This is a genomic window from Microbacterium aoyamense, from assembly GCF_023155855.1.
GTDB classification, from domain to species: domain Bacteria; phylum Actinomycetota; class Actinomycetes; order Actinomycetales; family Microbacteriaceae; genus Microbacterium; species Microbacterium aoyamense.
Genome location: NZ_JAKNUT010000008.1, coordinates 99619 through 115479, shown reverse-complemented (window position 1 = coordinate 115479; position 15861 = coordinate 99619). Strand labels below are relative to the sequence as shown.

At 71.0% G+C, this 15861-nt stretch carries 14 protein-coding genes and 1 tRNA gene; 8 read left to right on the top strand and 7 right to left on the bottom strand.

All coding sequences use genetic code 11. The annotated features are described in order from the left end of the window. Positions 1–59: 59 nt before the first annotated feature. Positions 60–1439, top strand: coding sequence for a maltokinase N-terminal cap-like domain-containing protein (locus MA876_RS17880; RefSeq protein WP_248152761.1), 1380 nt, complete (start codon positions 60–62; stop codon positions 1437–1439). Here MA876_RS17880 and MA876_RS17875 read toward each other — a convergent pair whose 3' ends face one another. Continuing rightward, complete coding sequence (locus tag MA876_RS17875) at positions 1440–2723, bottom strand: CDP-glycerol glycerophosphotransferase family protein (protein ID WP_248152759.1); 1284 nt, start codon at positions 2721–2723, stop codon at positions 1440–1442. A gap of 110 nt (positions 2724–2833) precedes the next feature. On the opposite strand from MA876_RS17875, the gene MA876_RS17870 reads away from it, so the two are divergent. Next, positions 2834–3859 carry a glycosyltransferase family 2 protein gene (locus tag MA876_RS17870; protein ID WP_248152828.1) on the top strand — a complete coding sequence of 342 codons (1026 nt, stop codon included), beginning with the start codon at positions 2834–2836 and terminating at the stop codon, positions 3857–3859. A gap of 9 nt (positions 3860–3868) precedes the next feature. On the opposite strand, the gene MA876_RS17865 is transcribed toward MA876_RS17870, so the two are convergent. The 3 genes from MA876_RS17865 to MA876_RS17855 are packed head-to-tail and all read right to left on the bottom strand — an operon-like array spanning position 3869 to position 8243. Beyond that, positions 3869–5308, bottom strand: coding sequence for a CDP-glycerol glycerophosphotransferase family protein (locus tag MA876_RS17865; RefSeq protein WP_248152757.1), 1440 nt, complete (start codon positions 5306–5308; stop codon positions 3869–3871). Continuing rightward, positions 5305–6576 (bottom strand): CDP-glycerol glycerophosphotransferase family protein, encoded by a 1272-nt coding sequence (locus tag MA876_RS17860; RefSeq protein WP_248152756.1) that lies wholly within the window; start codon positions 6574–6576, stop codon positions 5305–5307. The genes MA876_RS17865 and MA876_RS17860 overlap by 4 nt, the downstream gene beginning before the upstream one ends. Before the next feature lie 38 nt (positions 6577–6614). Beyond that, positions 6615–8243, bottom strand: a complete 1629-nt coding sequence (locus MA876_RS17855; RefSeq protein ID WP_248152754.1) for a S1C family serine protease — start codon at positions 8241–8243, stop codon at positions 6615–6617. Between the two features lie 134 nt (positions 8244–8377). Between MA876_RS17855 and MA876_RS17850 the strand changes: the two genes are divergently transcribed. Beyond that, on the top strand, positions 8378–9580 hold the full coding sequence (locus tag MA876_RS17850) for an aminotransferase class I/II-fold pyridoxal phosphate-dependent enzyme (protein ID WP_248152751.1): 1203 nt from the start codon (positions 8378–8380) through the stop codon (positions 9578–9580). Positions 9581–9595: 15 nt separating this feature from the next. Here MA876_RS17850 and MA876_RS17845 read toward each other — a convergent pair whose 3' ends face one another. Continuing rightward, positions 9596–10402: a carbon-nitrogen hydrolase family protein gene (locus MA876_RS17845; RefSeq protein WP_248152740.1), complete on the bottom strand. Its 807-nt coding sequence runs from the start codon at positions 10400–10402 to the stop codon at positions 9596–9598. Continuing rightward, positions 10399–10914: a DUF6328 family protein gene (locus tag MA876_RS17840; RefSeq protein ID WP_248152739.1), complete on the bottom strand. Its 516-nt coding sequence runs from the start codon at positions 10912–10914 to the stop codon at positions 10399–10401. Before MA876_RS17840 ends, MA876_RS17845 begins: the two co-directional genes overlap by 4 nt. Positions 10915–11008: 94 nt before the next feature. Here MA876_RS17840 and MA876_RS17835 point away from each other — a divergent pair. Then, positions 11009–11082, top strand: a tRNA-Met gene (locus tag MA876_RS17835). Between the two features lie 174 nt (positions 11083–11256). Here MA876_RS17835 and MA876_RS17830 read toward each other — a convergent pair. Continuing rightward, entirely contained in the window at positions 11257–11727 is a 471-nt protein-coding gene (locus tag MA876_RS17830) for a MarR family winged helix-turn-helix transcriptional regulator (protein WP_248152737.1), read from the bottom strand. A 79-nt stretch (positions 11728–11806) separates the two neighbouring features. On the opposite strand from MA876_RS17830, the gene idi reads away from it, so the two are divergent. Genes idi through crtI form a run of 4 tightly spaced genes read left to right on the top strand, consistent with a single transcriptional unit; the run spans position 11807 to position 15859 of the window. Beyond that, the gene (idi, locus tag MA876_RS17825) at positions 11807–12361 is read left to right on the top strand and encodes an isopentenyl-diphosphate Delta-isomerase (protein ID WP_248152735.1); all 555 of its coding nucleotides are present in this window, start codon (positions 11807–11809) and stop codon (positions 12359–12361) included. After that, positions 12358–13413, top strand: coding sequence for a polyprenyl synthetase family protein (locus MA876_RS17820; protein ID WP_248152722.1), 1056 nt, complete (start codon positions 12358–12360; stop codon positions 13411–13413). Before idi ends, MA876_RS17820 begins: the two co-directional genes overlap by 4 nt. Further along, complete coding sequence (locus tag MA876_RS17815) at positions 13410–14297, top strand: phytoene/squalene synthase family protein (protein ID WP_248152720.1); 888 nt, start codon at positions 13410–13412, stop codon at positions 14295–14297. The genes MA876_RS17820 and MA876_RS17815 overlap by 4 nt, the downstream gene beginning before the upstream one ends. Beyond that, positions 14294–15859, top strand: coding sequence for a phytoene desaturase family protein (crtI, locus tag MA876_RS17810; protein ID WP_248152718.1), 1566 nt, complete (start codon positions 14294–14296; stop codon positions 15857–15859). The genes MA876_RS17815 and crtI overlap by 4 nt, the downstream gene beginning before the upstream one ends. Positions 15860–15861: the final 2 nt, after the last annotated feature.

Here is a 15861-nt window from a genome sequence, read left to right as displayed (position 1 = left end):
TTGCAAGCGCTTGCAATCCGGCCTCGACACACCCCGCCACGACCCCTAACCTCGCATACATGGACAGCACGCTGGCGTGCCTTGCGGCGTGGATGCCGCGGCAGCGGTGGTACGCCGCGAAGGGCAGGCCGCCGAGCCTGCGCCTGGTCGGCTGGTGGGAGACCGACAATCCCCTCCCCGGCGACGACGCGCGCCTGCGCACGTTGCTGGTCTCGGACGAGGGATCGCTTCCGCCGGTGCTCTATCAGGTACCGATCGCCGAGCGCGCGACCGCGCATGTCGACGCGGATCCCGAGCACGTGATCGGGAGTCCCGAGCCCGGCACGACCTTCATCGACGGCGCGTACGACCCGGCCTACGCGCGGGCGCTCCTGACGCTCGTGACCGAGGGCGGCGAAGCTCGGGGCCCGAACATGGCGGCGCGCGGCATCCCCACTTCCGTCGATCTCGGCACGGGCCCACGCCGCGCCTCCGTGCTGCGGGGCGAGCAGTCGAACACCTCGCTCATCTACGCGGGCGAGACGGCCACCCCCGTGATCTGCAAGGTCTTCCGGCAGCTGCACCCGGGGCTCAGCCCCGACATCGAACTCGCGACCGCGCTCGCGGATGCGGGCTCGGCCCACGTCCCCCGCGCCGTCGGCTCGCTCGAAGCGCGCTGGCCCGATTCGACGACGGCCGCGGGATCCGTGTACGGCTCGCTCGCCTTCGCGCAGGAGTTCCTCCCCGGGGTCGAGGACGCCTGGCGTGTCGCGCTTCGGGCGGGCGCACGCGGCGACGACTTCACCGAACGCGCGCGCGATCTGGGCGCCGCGACCGCCGACGTCCACCTCTCGCTCGCGGCGCTGTTCCCCACGCCTCGGACGGATGACGCCGCCCGCGCGACGACGTCGGCCACGTGGCGGCGGCGACTGTCCATCGCGATCGCGGAGGTCCCGGCCATCGCCGAGCGACAGCAGGCCATCGAGCGGGTCTACGCGCGCGCCGAGACGATCGCGTGGCCGCCTCGGCAGCGCATCCACGGCGACTACCACCTGGGTCAGGTGCTGCTGGTGCCCGGTCGCGGGTGGGTGCTGCTCGACTTCGAGGGCGAGCCGCTGCGGCCCATGGCCGAGCGTCGGGAGCCCGACCTCGCCCTGCGCGACGTCGCGGGCATGCTCAGGTCGTTCGACTACGTCGCAGGATCGATCCGGCAGGGCGAGCAGGGGCACTCGCACGGCGCCGTACAGGAGTGGGCGCGCAGCGCCCGCACCGCGTTCCTCGATGGCTACTGCGCGGCATCCGGAACCGACCTCGACGCGCAGCACGAACTGCTCGCCGCTCTCGAACTCGACAAGGCGGTCTACGAGGCGATCTACGAGACCCGCAATCGCCCGACGTGGGTCAGCATCCCGCTGCGCGCCATCGCACGGCTCGCCGACCGCTCCGGCACCGTCGTGTGATCACGCCGTGAGCTCGTCGTCGAGCTCGGCTTCGTCCAGTTCGTCGTCTTCACCCTCGTCCAGCGAGCGGACGTGCCACTCGTCCCACGTGCGCATCAGGTGCCCGATCGCGTCGTGGAAGCGCGCCGTCGCGGCGCCGGGAGCCGTGTCGCCGAAGTAGTGCCTCACCCACTCCTCGAGCCGGGCCGTCGCACCGGGGTCCTGGAGCACGCGATCGGTCTGGGAGACGATCGAGCCGGCCGTCGCTGCATCCAGCCATTCGCACGCCGAGAGGTAGCCGTGGGTGTCGATGACGGCAGCGGGATCGGCCGGACGCGTGATCAGGAGCGGACGGTCGGCTGCCAGCCGGTCGTAGACCATCGCCGAGATGTCGACGATCGCGACGTCGGCCGCGGCGAGCTGCCACCCGAGGTCGGGTTTGTCGTCGAAGACGTGCTTCGCCGACGGATCGGCGGCGTTCGCGGCGGCGATCGCGGCGATGATGCGCTGATTCGCCGCTCCGTATTCGGGGTCCACGACTCCTGAGCGCGGGTGCGGGCGGTAGATGAGGCGGTGGCGTCCCGTCGCGAGGAGAGCGGATGCCAGTGCCTCGCCGTGCGTGCGGATCGACCCGTAGTGCGCCGAGGGACGATCCCCCTCCCAGGTCGGTGCGTACAGCACGACCGTGCGGTCGTCGGGCGTGTAGGGCAGCGTGCCGGAGTAGTGGTCTGCCTGCGGGCGGCCGATCTCGATCGTGCGGGTGTCGAGGTCGTAGTCCCACAGCACGCGGGAGAGGCGCTCGCGCGCCGCCTGCCCGGCCACGAAGGCGTAGTCGTACGCCTTGTACTGGTTCGTGGTCATGTACATCTTGTCGGACTCGCCGTGGTTGATGAACACGTGCCAACGGCGGCCGTAGCGGAACATCTGGAAGTTGCGCGTGTTCTGGTTGACGTACAGGACGACCCGGATGTCCTGCGTCGCGATGTACTGCTCGAGGTCGCGCACGGTGGGCACGAACGCGACCGGAAGCGCGTCGTCGGTCACGAGCGCGTGAGCCCCCGTCGCCGCGCGCGAGAGCACGACGACCGGCCAGGTCTTGGCGAGTTCGGCGAGCGGTTTGTACCACTGCCGCATCTGGTACATGTTGACCGCGCCGTCGGCGAAGTACACCGCGACGCGGAAGTGATGCGGCGGGTGCGGATGCTTCGCCGCGAGCGCCCTGCGCACCGCGCGCACAGCGGATCGGTTCGACACCGCCTTGCGCACGAGCGCGGCGGCCTTCTTCGCGTCGGAGACCAGACCCACCCCTCCAGCGTACCCACGGGCGGGCATGACATGATCGACGCGTGCATGTCGTGGATCCCGGTCGCAAGGATGCACCGGTCATCCCCGCGGGCTCCGGCGTCACGTTCGTCATGCCGGTCCTGAACGAGATCGGTTATCTCGAGCGCGCTGTGCGGACTGTCCTCGCGCAGGATGTCGCAGGCCCCGTCGAGCTCGTCATCGCGCTCGCGCCATCGACCGACGGCACCACCGAGCTCGCCCGCTCGCTCGCGGCCGCCGATGGACGCATCGTGCTGATCGACAACCCTGTGGCCGACATCCCCGTCGGACTCAACCTCGCGATCCGCGCCGGACGATACCCGACGATCGTGCGGGTCGACGCCCACTCCGAGCTCGAGCCCGACTACGCCCGCCGGGCGCTCGAGACGCTCGAGAGCGTGCGCGCCGCGAACGTCGGCGGCGTCATGCGCGCCGACGGCCGATCGCCGTTCCAGCGGGCCGTCGCGCGCGCCTACAACTCCCCCATCGGTCTGGGCGGCGGCGCCTACCACGGCGGGACGCAGGCGGGCGAGGCCGAGTCCGCGTATCTGGGCGTGATGCGCCGAGCCGTCCTCGACGAGGTCGGACTGTTCGACGAGTCGATCCGCCGCGGCGAGGACTGGGAGCTCAATCTGCGCATCCGTCGTGCCGGGTATCGCGTGTGGTTCGATCCTTCGCTGTCGGTCACGTACTGGCCCCGCGAGAGCTGGCCGCGGCTCGTGCGGCAGTTCTACGCGACCGGGCGCTGGCGCGGCGAACTCGTGCGCCGATTCGGACGCGGCAACTCGCTCCGCTTCTTCGCGCCGCCCCTGCTCGTGCTGAACGTCGTGCTCGCCCTCGTGGTCGGCCTGCTGCAGCTGACCGGCGTGATCTCGGGGATCTGGTCGGCCGTGGCATCCGTCGTCTACGTTCCGATCGCCCTGTACGCACTGCTCATCGTCGCGGTCGCGCTCGGCGCGGGAGGCGGCAGAGGATGGCGCGACAAGCTGTGGACGGCCGCCGTGCTGCCGTCCATGCACCTCTCGTGGGGTGCGGGGTTCGTCATCGGCGTCGTACGCGGCGCGCACGACACGGTGGACACGTCGCGGCTCGGGAGCCGGAACACGCCCCTGCCCTGACGAGCGGCGTCAGCGGGCGACGAAGCCCTGGTCGAGGATGCGGGCGACCACACGCTGCGCCGCGTGACCATCGTCACGCGGATTGAACTTCGCACGCCACACGGCGTACTTCTCGGCGTGGGTCGCGGGGTCGGGCGACGCGAGCGCGGCGATCAGCTCGTCCTGCGAACGGACGACGGGCCCGGGCGCGTGATCGGCGAGGTCGAAGTAGAAGCCGCGCAGCTCGCCGCGGTAGTGCTCCATGTCGGGCACGAGGAAGTACATGGGCTTGCCCGTGACCGAGAAGTCGAACATGACCGACGAGTAGTCCGTCACGAGCTCGTCGGCGACCAGGAGCAGCTGCGACGTGTCGGGGAATGCCGTGACGTCGATGACGCGCGGACCGGCGGCATCCTTCCCCGGCTGCAGCGTCCGCGAATGACCGCGCACCAGCACGACGGCGTCGATCGCCGATGCGAGGGCCGCGGGATCGAGGAAGTCGACGATCTCGTCGCGATCGTCGCGCCACGTCGGCGCGTAGAGGACGACGCGTTCGTCGGGACGGATGCCGAGGGCCTCGCGCGTGGCGCTGCCGTCGCCCGTGACCAGGACGTCGTTGCGCGGGTACCCCTCGACCCAGATCGGCCGTGTGAGGAACGCGTAGGCCTTGCCGAGGAGCCGTGCGGCATACGGATTCTGCGCGAGCAGGACGTTCCACCGTCGCGATTCGCGCACGACCGCCGCCATACGGCGCGGATCGAAGCCGGGCCGATGCAGCGCGAGGCGCTTGAGCGGCGTGCCGTGCCACGTCTGCAGCACGACCTGGCCCGAACGTCGCTCGAACCGCCGCCGCAGCCAGTCGTTGACGACGAGCAGGCGCGAAGCGCCGCGCGCGCGCCACCACTCGGGGCTCCCGTCGACGACCGGGATCGAGCCGTCGGGGACGCGGACGGAGAGGTCGACCACGCTCCAGTACCGCGTCACGCCCGGCGCGCGGCGCGCGAGCTCGCGATCGATCGCGAGCGGATTGCAGCTCGCGTTGCGGCCGTAGAAGCTCTCGAAGAACACCGCGTTCTCGAGTCCGCCCGGCCGGGTCTGGTAGCGCCGCTCGAGGGCATCCTGCCCCTCGCCCGAGTCGTAGGCGGGGTCGATCGGGGGTCCGATGCGGACGGTCCAGCCCTCGAGGCTCGCCCGCAGGGTGCCGAGGAGCGTGGTCGGGAGCGATCCCGGTGCGTCGTGGATGCCGGACGACTCGAGGCGATAGGTGCCCGAGGGCAGCGGAAGCTCCGGCCCGCCCCAGCGTGCCGCCCGTAGCGGAAGGACAGCCCGCCACGTCTTGCCGCGACCCGTGAGCGACGCCTCGACCCGCGCACGCGGACCCACCAGCGCCACGGCGGACGGGCGCGCACCCGTGCCCGAGAGCACGAGCGCCGGCTCGCCTGACTCGGTCTGGAACCGTGCGTCGGTCATCGACGTCCCTTCTTCGGGTCGCGGGCGAGGCCCGCCAGAATCGCACGGTACACCCTCTCGGTGTTGCGGCCGTCGCGATGCCGGTGCACGGCGTCGTCGAGGGCACGGGATGCCGCGACCCGCCGCTCGTGCTCCTGCGGATCGCCCAGGACTGCGGCGAGGTCGGCTGCGGCATCCTGCCAGGTCGACGACCACCGCTCCCCCGCGACGTCGAAGTACCGCCCGTAGAAGCCGCGCCTGCGCGCGTACTCCTCGACGTCGGGGGCGAGGTAGACGACGGGCAACGGCACGAGTGCCGCGTCGAACGCGAGGGACGAATAGTCGGTCACGAGGGCGTCGAGCCCCGACAGCAGAGGCGTGACGTCGCTGACGAGGTCGCTGCCGAGACTCCGCACGCGCGGATCCGGTGTCGGCGGCTCGTAGTCACCCGCACCGAGCGGGTGCGAGCGCACCAGCAGCGTCGCGTTCTCGCGCTCGAGGACGTCGAGGATCGCGGCCCATTCGTCGGGTGCGGGGATCGCGGGATCGACGTCGCCGTCGCGCCACGTCGGCGCGTACAGCACGAGGCGGGACTCGGGATCGAGATCCCCCGTGAGGGCGACGATCGTGGCACGCGCCCGCGCACGCCGCACCTGCGGGTCGCCCTGCGACAGAACGTCGACGCGCGGTTCACCCGTCACCGGTACACGGGCGTCCGGCAGCGCGAAGGCCGACTCGAGCCGGCCGCGGACGACGTCGGACGCCGCGGGGAGCACGCGGATGCGGCGCATCGCGCCGCGGAACATCGTCGCGAGCAGGCGCCGCGCCGCACCGGCGACCGGCAGTCGGCGCAGAGGTCCGGGAAGGCGCAGCGTCTCGGGGGAATCGAGTCCGATGCGCTTGAGCGGGATGCCGTGCCACAGCTGCACGACGAAGGCGCCGGAAACGGCATAGCGGTTGACGTCGCCGAACCCGTGGGTGACCACCACGACACGCGCCCGCGCGGTGCGCCAGAGCCCGGCGAGCGACGTCTTGGGGAGGCACGGGATGCCGCGGGCTGCGGCATCCTTCGCCTCGCGCTCCGAGCCCACGAGCCAGACGGCCGCGTGCCCTTCGGTCGCGACGAGATCCCACAGCGCCAGGGCCCCGTCGCCGATGCCGGCGCCGCACCCGAAGACCCACTCGTCGCGCGAGCGCGGAACGATGGCGGTCAGCATGCGCCCCGCGGCATACAGCGGGATCGCTGCGAGCTTTCGCGCATTCCCCGCGCCGAATGAGAAGGACGCCACCCCGCGAGCCTATCGCGGGGTGGCGTCCTCGAACCGTGTTACTGGAGTTCGCCGAGAGTGACGTCGACCGTCTGGGTCTTGCCGTCGCGGACGAAGGTGACCGTCGCGTCGGAGCCGGCGGCCGCCGCACGGACCTGCGCCGTGAGGTCGACCGAGTCGGTGACCGGCACCCCGTTGAAGGCCGTGACGATGTCGCCCTTCGCCAGGCCGGCTTCCGCCGCTGCGCCGCCGTCCACGACCTCGTCGATGTAGGCACCGGTGATGGTCGTTCCCTCGACGTAGGCCGCCGACAGCACGTTCGCGCCCAGGAGTCCGTGCGTCGCAGCGCCGTCCGCGATGATCTCGTCGGTGATGCGCTGGACGATGTCGGACGGGATCGAGAAGCCCACGCCGATGTTGCCGGACTGACCCGACGATCCGCCCGCCGAGGCGATCGCGACGTTGATCCCGATGAGCTCGCCGGACGAGTCGACGAGCGCGCCGCCGGAGTTGCCGGGGTTGATCGCGGCATCGGTCTGGATGACCGCGATCTTGATCGTCTCGGTGGCCTGGCCCTGCTGCTGCTCGCCCTGACCGAAGTCGAAGAAGAACGGCGACTGGTCCTCGGGGTTCTGCTGCTCGCTGTCGTCGCCGTCCTCAGGCTCGGCACTCGAATCGGGGGCGGCCGAGGACTGGATCTCGATCGAGCGGTTGAGCGCGCTCACGATGCCCGTCGTGACGGTGTTCGACAGGCCCAGCGGTGCGCCGACGGCGATCGTCTGGTCGCCGACGTTGAGCTTCGAGGAGTCGGCGAACTCGATGGGCGTGAGGCCCTCGGCATCCACCAGCTTGATGACCGCGAGGTCGTACGTGGGGTCGGTGCCGACGATCTCTGCGTCGAAGACGCGGCCGTCCGACGTCGTGACGCGGATCGTCGCGTCGCTCGAAGCGCCGTCGAGGGTCACGACGTGCGTGTTCGTCACGACGTAGCCGTCGCTCGTGAGGACGACGCCCGAACCGGTGCCCGAGCCGCTCTGGCTCGATGCCTCGATCGTGACGACGCTCGGGACGACCTTCGCCGCGATCGCCGTCGTCTGATTGACCGACTCGGTGTCGTTGACCGTGACCGTGCTCGGACCGGCGGCGGGGGTGATGCCGTCGTTGGAGAACAGGTTCGACCCGATCCACACTCCGCCGAGACCGGCGGCGCCGCTCACGAGGGCGGCCGCGACGATGAGACCCGCGACCTTCGTGCCGGTCTTCTGCTTCTTGGGTGCCGGGGCGGTCTGCACGGCGCCCGTCAGCGGCAGCGTCGGCTGGGTCTCACCCGGGCGGGCGGCTGCCTGACCGAACGATGCACCGTAGGGCGCCTGACCGTACGGCGCCTGACCCGCATAGGCCTGCGGCCCGGCGGGCTGGCCGGCGTAGCCCTGGGGACGGGCGTACGCCAGCGCAGCCCCGGCGGGTGCGGCGGGACGCGCGGGGATCGTCCAGCCGGCGGGAGGAGCGACGGGGGGCGTCGCGGGGGTCTGGGGAGCCGCAGCCGGGGGCGTCGTCGCCTCCGGTGCCTGCGGTGCGGCCGTCGCGGCAGCCGCGGGAGCGGATGCGTCGGTCGTGGGGTCGCCTTCTGCCGCAGTCTGGTCTGCGGGGGTCTCGTCCTGCGGACGCTCGCCCTGGTTGTCGCTCATGGTTGCTCCTTCTTCAAGCTTCCTCCACTGTGCCCGCGGATGCTGTGCGTTTCTTATGCCGCGGATGCGTCCCACCTATGCAAAGCACAAGAGCACGACGCGAATGATCTGCAGAGGGCGAGTACGGTTTCAGGATGCGAGAGATCCCCGGTGCCTGGCGTCGCGCGGCGGCGGGCGCCGGCCTGATCGGCCACGACGGCGTCATCCGTCCGACCATCTTCGCCGAGATGTCCGCCCTCGCGAGCCGCACGGGCGCGATCAATCTGGGCCAGGGGTTCCCTGACGAGGACGGGCCGGCCGACGTGCTCGAGGTCGCGCGCGCCGCGATCGCCAACGGCGTCAACCAGTACCCGCCGGGCCGCGGCATCCCGGACCTCCTCCACGCGATCGCGAATCATCAGGAGCGGTTCTACGGCATCGCGCTCGACCCGCACCGCGACGTCGTCGTGACCGCGGGCGCGACCGAGGCTCTCGCCGCCGCGCTGCTCGCGCTGGTGGACGGGCCGGATGACGAGGTCGTCGTCTTCGAACCGCACTACGACTCGTACGCGGCTGTCGTCGCGCTCTCGGGCGCCCGGATCGTGACGGTGCCGCTGCGGTGGCCGCACTTCCAGCCCGATCTCGACGAGCTCGCGGCCGCGGTGACCGACCGCACCCGCGTCATCCTCGTGAACGATCCGCACAACCCCACCGGCGCGGTGTTCGGCGCCGAGGTCCGCGAGGCGGTCGTCCGTCTCGCGCACGAGCACGACGCCGTCATCCTCACCGACGAGGTCTACGAGCACCTCGTCTTCAACGGCCCGCACGTGCCGATCGCGACCTTGCCGGGCGCCTGGGAGCGCACTCTGACGATCTCTTCGGGCGGCAAGACGTTCTCCACGACCGGCTGGAAGATCGGATGGATCTCGGGTCCCGCTCCGCTCGTCGACGCCGTCCTGGCGGTCAAGCAGTTCCTGACCTACGTGAACGGTGCTCCGTTCCAGCCCGCGATCGCGACCGGGCTGCGGCTGCCGGACGCCTTCTTCGCGAGGATCGCCGAGGACATGGCCCGCAAGCGCGACATCCTCGGCGCGGGCCTTCAGGCGGCGGGCTTCGACGTCTCGGTTCCGGCGGGCTCGTATTTCACCGTCGCCGACGCGTCGAGCGTCGGGGCGAGGGATGCCGCGGTCTTCTGCCGCGAGCTGCCCGAGCGCGCCGGAGTCGTCGCGATCCCGCTCACGGCCTTCGCCTCTCCGACGCACCGGCACGAATACGGGACGCTCGTGCGCTTCGCCGCCTGCAAGCGCATCGAGGTGCTGGAGGAGGCGGCATCCCGCCTGTCGGTGCTGCGCTCCTGAGCCGCCGGCTTCCGCCTAGGACTTCGGCACGACGGCGAACCGGCGCAGCCGCAGTGCGGGGTTCACGCGGCGCACCCGCGCGACGGCGTCGCGGTCGAGGTGCGCGACGGCCACCCCGGTGCCGGTGCCGATCCCCACGAGCTCGACGCCCTGGGGGTCGACGACCATCGACAGCCCGACGCCGAGGGGCGGCGGATGATCCGCGGCTGCGACGAACAGCGTGTTCTCGATCGCGCGAGCCTGCAGGAGCGTACGCCAGTGGTGCTCCTTGAGCGGCCCCCGCACCCACTCGGCGGGTACGAGGACGACGTCGGCTCCGGCATCCGCCAGCACACGCCCCGACTCGGGGAACCGCAAGTCGTAGCAGGTCATGAGCCCGAACGTCAGGCCGTCGAGCACGAAGGTCTCGGGGGCGGCGATCTCGCCGGGCTCGACCCAGTCGGACTCGCGCTGTCCGAAGGCGTCGTAGAGGTGCAGCTTGCGATAGGTCGCGAGGAGTCCGGTGCCGTCGACCGCGACGACGGCATTGCGCACGCGACCCGCATCTCCGCGCTCGAGAAGACCCGCGACGACGTGGATCGCGTGCTCGCCGGCAAGGGCGACGAGGCGCTGGACGAACGGGCCGTCCACATCCTGCGCGTGCGCCGCGAGCGACTCGTCGAAGGGGTCGATGAACCAGCTCGCGTACTCGGGCAGGACGATGAGCTTCGCCCCACGGCGGGATGCCTCGGCCACGAGCTCCGAGATGATCGCGAGATTCGCCGCGGTGTCGGCCGTCGGGGCGAACTGGCCGACGGCGATGGCGGTGGTCGGGCTCGTCACGAGCGCTCCTTCCGGGAGTGACGCGCGCGGATGATGGCGGGGGCGATGATCCACAGCAGGACGAGGACGACGCTGAGCGCGACGACGGCCGCCCAGGACGCCGCCCCGTCCACGACGACGTCGAAGACGAAGGCCACGACACCGATGAGCAGCACCGCGACCGTGAGCAGCGACGTGATGAGTGCCGCGTGTCCGTACTCGACCACGCGGGGCTTCGCGCGGCGCTGGAACAGCACACGGTGCAGTGCGACGGGTGCGAGCGCGACGATGGCGCTCAGGGCGGCCAGGACGACGAGGATGAGGTACAGCGTGCGCTGCCCGTCGCTCAGATCGCTGAACGTCGGCTGGAACGCGAGCGCGAGCAGGAAGCCCGTCAGGATCTGGGTGCCCGTCTGCAGCACGCGCAACTCCTGCAGGACTTCCACCCAGTTGCGATCCGCGCGTTCGGCGGCGGTCTCGTCGCGACCGTCGGGGATGTCGTCCAGGGGATCCGCATCGCGGGGGGAGGTCATGCTTCATCCTGTCGCGCGGACGGCGGACCGGGCAAGCGACGGCGGCCCGTGGCATCCACCCCCCGAGAAGCCGTGCTAGGCTATCTACTTGTGCCGCGGGGTGGAGCAGCTCGGTAGCTCGCTGGGCTCATAACCCAGAGGTCGCAGGTTCAAATCCTGTCCCCGCAACAAAGAGAAGAAGGCGTCCCGTTCACGGGGCGCCTTCTTCCGTTTCGCCTCATGCCGCCGTGCGAGCGTCCGTTGAGAATGGTTCTCCGTGCGCACGGGGATGCACTCTGAATCGCATTGAACCTCGCGCTCACACGCGGACTACGCACTTCAGGCGGGCCCCGGCTGCGCACGTTATTTCGGGTCGAGGACGTCGCCCACTTCGGACAGGAATCGCGCGATGACAGCGAGCTCACGGTCGTCGTACCGCGTCGCGATGCCGCGCATGAGCTGCAGTCGTTCACCGAAGTGCCGATAGAACTCGCTCCGCGACGTCTGCGTGAGCACGACGATGCGCGCGCGACGGTCCCGAGGGTGGGGCCTGCGCTCGACATGCCCCGCGAGGGCGAGGCGGTCGATGAGCTTGGTGGTGGATGCCGTCGAGATGCGCAGATGCTTCGCAACCTGATGAGGGCTGACGGTGTCGCCGCGCTGTTCGCGCATGATGAGCATCCGCAGCGCGGCGAGGTCGGTGGCGTTCATCTCCATGTCGCCCTTCATGCCGCCGTACATGCGATCCATGGCGTCACTGAAGGCGCGGATGGCGACGAGCACGTCCATCACGGCGCGCTCGTGAGGCGTCTGCGGCTGCCAGGGCTGGCTCATGTGGACACTCCCTCCCTCCCCTTGTATCATCGTGCACACGCTGATCGCTAGATAAACTAGCGAATTCAAGGAGGACTCCATGGTCGACACCGAGCACGTCGTCCTGCTCGACGACGAAGGCCGACCCATCGGCACAGCGCCGAAAAGCAGCGTGCACGGCACCGACACCGCCCTCCACTTGGCATTCTCGTGCCACGTCATGAACGACGACGGTCAGGTGCTCGTGACACGCCGCGCGCTCGGCAAGAAGACGTGGCCGGGAATCTGGAGCAACTCGTTCTGCGGCCACCCGAAGCCGGCAGAACCCGTGATCGCCGCCGTGCACCGGCGCGCCGAACATGAGCTCGGGATCACGCTCACCGACCTCGAGCTCGCACTCCCCCTGTTCCGCTATCGGGCGACCGACGCGAGCGGCATCGTCGAGCACGAGGTCTGCCCCGTGTACACGGCGCGCACGAGCGACGAGCTCACCCTCAATCCACTCGAGGTCATCGACGCCCAGTGGGTGGATCCGGTGGATCTCGCGACATCCATCGATGCGACGCCCTGGGCTTTCAGCCCGTGGCTCGTTCTGCAGTCCCGACAACTGCACATCTTCGACGCGGGCCGACTCCCACAGCGACGGGCATCATGATCGATCCTCCGACGCGCGCGGCGATCGACGACGCGATCAACGACGCGATCACGCGACTGCGCGGTCGCGCGGAGGCGCTCGGCGGTGGGTTCGCCGCACTCGGTCTCGCAGTGGCGCGCGCCTCGGCGGGCGGCAAGCGCCTGCGACCTGCGCTGGTCGTCGCGGCGTACGAGGCCTTCGGCGGCGACTCCGCGCGTGCGCACGGCCTCTACCCGGTGGCTGCCGCGTTCGAACTGCTCCATACGGCGTTCGTCGTGCACGACGACGTCATCGATCACGACACCGTGCGCCGCGGCATCCCGAACATCGCCGGAGAGTTCCGCGAGCGCGGCGCCGCGCAGGGGGCGGATGCCGCGGGCGCTGCGTTGCTCGGCGATGCCGCAGCGATCCTGGCGGGCGACCTGCTGCTGCACGAGGCCTCACGACTCATCGCCCTCGCCGATGTCCCCGCGGACCTGCGGGCGCGCCTCTACGCACTGCTCGACGACGCGGTCTACGTCTCGGCTGCGGGCGAACTCGCGGATGTCGAGAACAGCGTCACATCGGGCACGGCCGAAGCCTCTGCGCTGCTCGAGACCGCGTTCAACAAGACGGCGGTGTATTCGTTCCGCGCGCCCCTCGCGGCCGGCGCTGTGCTCGCGGGAGCGGACGCCGACGCCCTGACGGTGCTGGAGGAAGCGGGCGGCGATCTCGGTCTCGCGTTCCAGCTGGTCGACGACCTGATCGGCGCCTTCGGGTCCGAGGAGCAGGCGGGTCGCGAGACCGGCGGCGACCTGCGCGAGGCGAAGCAGACGCCGCTCGTCGCGCTCGCGCGCGGGACGACCGCGTGGCCGCGCGTCAGCGACGCCCTCGCGGTCGCCCACACGGGCCCCATCGCGATCCGCGAGGCACAGCGCATGCTCGATGAGAGCGGCGCCCGGCAGCAGCTGCGCGGGCTCATCGACGACACCCTCGCGCGCGTGCGGTTCACCGCGGACGACCCGACGCTGCCGACGCCGGCGGGAGACCTGCTGCGCGTGCTCGCGAACCGAGTGGAGGACCGCGTCCCGTGACCGATCGCACCGTCCGCCGCGGCGTGCCCACGAGTCTCGCGCTGTACGACGAGACGGCTCGGGATGCCGCGGCCGCCGTCATCTCGCAGTATTCGACGTCGTTCGGCCTCGCGTGCCGCCTGCTCGGCGCGCGCCCGCGCCCGCACGTGCGGAGCATCTACGCGCTCGTCCGTGTCGCCGACGAGATCGTCGACGGGCCGGCCGAGGCCGCGGGCCTCAGCCCCACCGAAGCCGAGGCCGTGCTCGACGAACTCGAGATCGAGACGCTGCGGGCGATCGACCGCGGGTTCAGCGCGAACCTCGTCGTGCACGCGTTCGCGCTCACGGCCCGCGAATGCGGCATCGGCGCCGACCTCGTCCGCCCGTTCTTCGCGTCGATGCGCACCGACCTGTCGACGTACGACCACGACGACGCCTCGCACGACGCCTACGTCTACGGCTCGGCCGAGGTCGTCGGGCTCATGTGCCTGCAGGTCTTCGTCAACGCGGGGTCGAAGCATCCCACCGCCCCTGCCGACGTGCTCGTCGACGGCGCACGACGACTCGGAGCGGCGTTCCAGGACGTCAACTTCCTCCGCGATCTCGATCATGACGAAGCCGCGCTCGGCCGCGACTACCTCGGGGTCTCGACCGGCGCCACGACGCGCGCGGCCGTGCTCGACCGCATCGACGGCGACCTCGCGGCCGCGGCATCCGTCATCCCGCTCCTCCCTGCCGACTGCCGCCGCGCGGTGACGGCCGCGCACGATCTGTTCGCCGCGCTGTCCGAGCGGTTGCGGCGATCGGACGACGGATCCATGCGCGTGCGCGTACCGGATGCCGTGAAGGCGCGGATCGCGGTGCGCGCGATGCTCGGCGGATCACCGCGCGGGGCGCGCGCGTGAGCGCCCGGCGGGAGCCGGGGCGCGCGATCGTCATCGGCGCGGGGATCGCCGGACTCGCGACGGGCGCCCTGCTCGCGCGCGACGGATGGAGCGTCACGATCGTCGAGGGCCGGGACGACATCGGCGGTCGCGCCGGATCGTGGGAGAAGGACGGCTTCCGCTTCGACACGGGCCCGAGCTGGTACCTCATGCCCGAGGTGTTCGAGCACTTCTTCGCCCTGCTCGGCACATCGGCGGAGGCCGAGCTCGAGCTCGCACCCCTCGACCCCGCCTATCGCGTCTATTCGGGGTCCGCGGGGGCACCGGTGGACGTGCGGTCGGGGCGCGCGCACGCGACCGCGCTCTTCGACGCCATCGAGCCCGGTGCGGGCGCGGCCCTCGACGCGTACCTCGACTCGGCGGGCGACGCCTACGGCCTCGCCGTGAACCGGTTCCTCTACGACACGTATGAGTCCACGGCCGGCCTGCGCGACCCTGCCGTCGTCCGGCGGCTCCCGACGCTCGCTCCCCTGCTCACCCGCTCGCTCGCGTCGTACATCGACCGACGCTTCACGGATCGACGGTTGCGGCAGATCCTCGGCTACCCCGCCGTGTTCCTCGGCGGGTCCCCTTACGGCGTCCCGAGCCTCTACCACCTCATGAGCCATCTCGACCTCGACGAGGGCGTGCTCTACCCGCGCGGAGGGTTCACCGAGGTGATCCGTGCGATCGAGCGCCTCGCGCGCGCCGAAGGCGTCGAGATCATGACGGGCGCCGACGTCGTCCAGATCGAGACGACGGATGCCGCGGCCACCGGCATCCGTCTCGCAGACGGCACGCGGCACGCGGCCGAGCTCGTCGTCTCGACCGCCGACCTCCATCACACCGAGACGGCGCTGCTCCCCCGCGAGCTGCAGAGCTATCCCGAGTCGTGGTGGACGAAGCGCACGCCGAGTCCGGGAGCGCTCCTGGTGCTCCTCGGCGTCGAGGGCGCGCTCCCCCAGCTCGCGCATCACACGCTCCTGTTCGCCGAGGACTGGAAGGCGAACTTCGACGACATCTTCGGCACGCCCTCGCGCATCCCGGATCCGGCATCGCTGTACGTCTGCCGCCCCAGCGCGACCGATCCGAGCGTCGCGCCGACCGGATCCGAGAATCTCTTCGTCCTCGTGCCGATCCCCGCCGATCCCACGCTCGGACGGGGCGGCGAGGACGGCGACGGCGATCCGCGGATCGAGGCGGCCGCCGATCACGTGATCGCCCAGATCGCCGCGCGCTGCGGCATCCCGGACCTCGCCGATCGCATCGTCGTCCGCCGCACGATCGCTCCCGGCGACTTCGCCGCGGACCTGCACGCGTGGCGCGGCAACGCGCTCGGACTCGCGCACACCCTCGGACAGAGCGCGGTGTTCCGTCCGCGCAACGCCTCGAAGAAGGTCAGCGGGCTCTTGTACGCGGGGGCTTCCGCTCTTCCGGGCATCGGTCTGCCGATGTGCCTGATCTCGGCCGAACTCGTGCTCAAGCGCCTGCGTGGCGATCGCACACCGGGTCCCCTGCCCGAGCCCGATCGTGCGAGAGTGTGAGC

Bases quoted from the DNA above. Each gene is read 5' to 3' on its own strand.
- MA876_RS17880 (WP_248152761.1), top strand. From the start codon at position 60: ATGGACAGCACGCTGGCGTGCCTTGCGGCGTGGATGCCGCGGCAGCGG.
- MA876_RS17870 (WP_248152828.1), top strand. From the start codon at position 2,834: ATGCCGGTCCTGAACGAGATCGGTTATCTCGAGCGCGCTGTGCGGACT.
- MA876_RS17865 (WP_248152757.1), bottom strand. From the start codon at position 5,308: ATGACCGACGCACGGTTCCAGACCGAGTCAGGCGAGCCGGCGCTCGTG.
- MA876_RS17855 (WP_248152754.1), bottom strand. From the start codon at position 8,243: ATGAGCGACAACCAGGGCGAGCGTCCGCAGGACGAGACCCCCGCAGAC.
- MA876_RS17850 (WP_248152751.1), top strand. From the start codon at position 8,378: ATGCGAGAGATCCCCGGTGCCTGGCGTCGCGCGGCGGCGGGCGCCGGC.
- MA876_RS17840 (WP_248152739.1), bottom strand. From the start codon at position 10,914: ATGACCTCCCCCCGCGATGCGGATCCCCTGGACGACATCCCCGACGGT.
- MA876_RS17830 (WP_248152737.1), bottom strand. From the start codon at position 11,727: ATGAGCCAGCCCTGGCAGCCGCAGACGCCTCACGAGCGCGCCGTGATG.
- idi (WP_248152735.1), top strand. From the start codon at position 11,807: ATGGTCGACACCGAGCACGTCGTCCTGCTCGACGACGAAGGCCGACCC.
- MA876_RS17820 (WP_248152722.1), top strand. From the start codon at position 12,358: ATGATCGATCCTCCGACGCGCGCGGCGATCGACGACGCGATCAACGAC.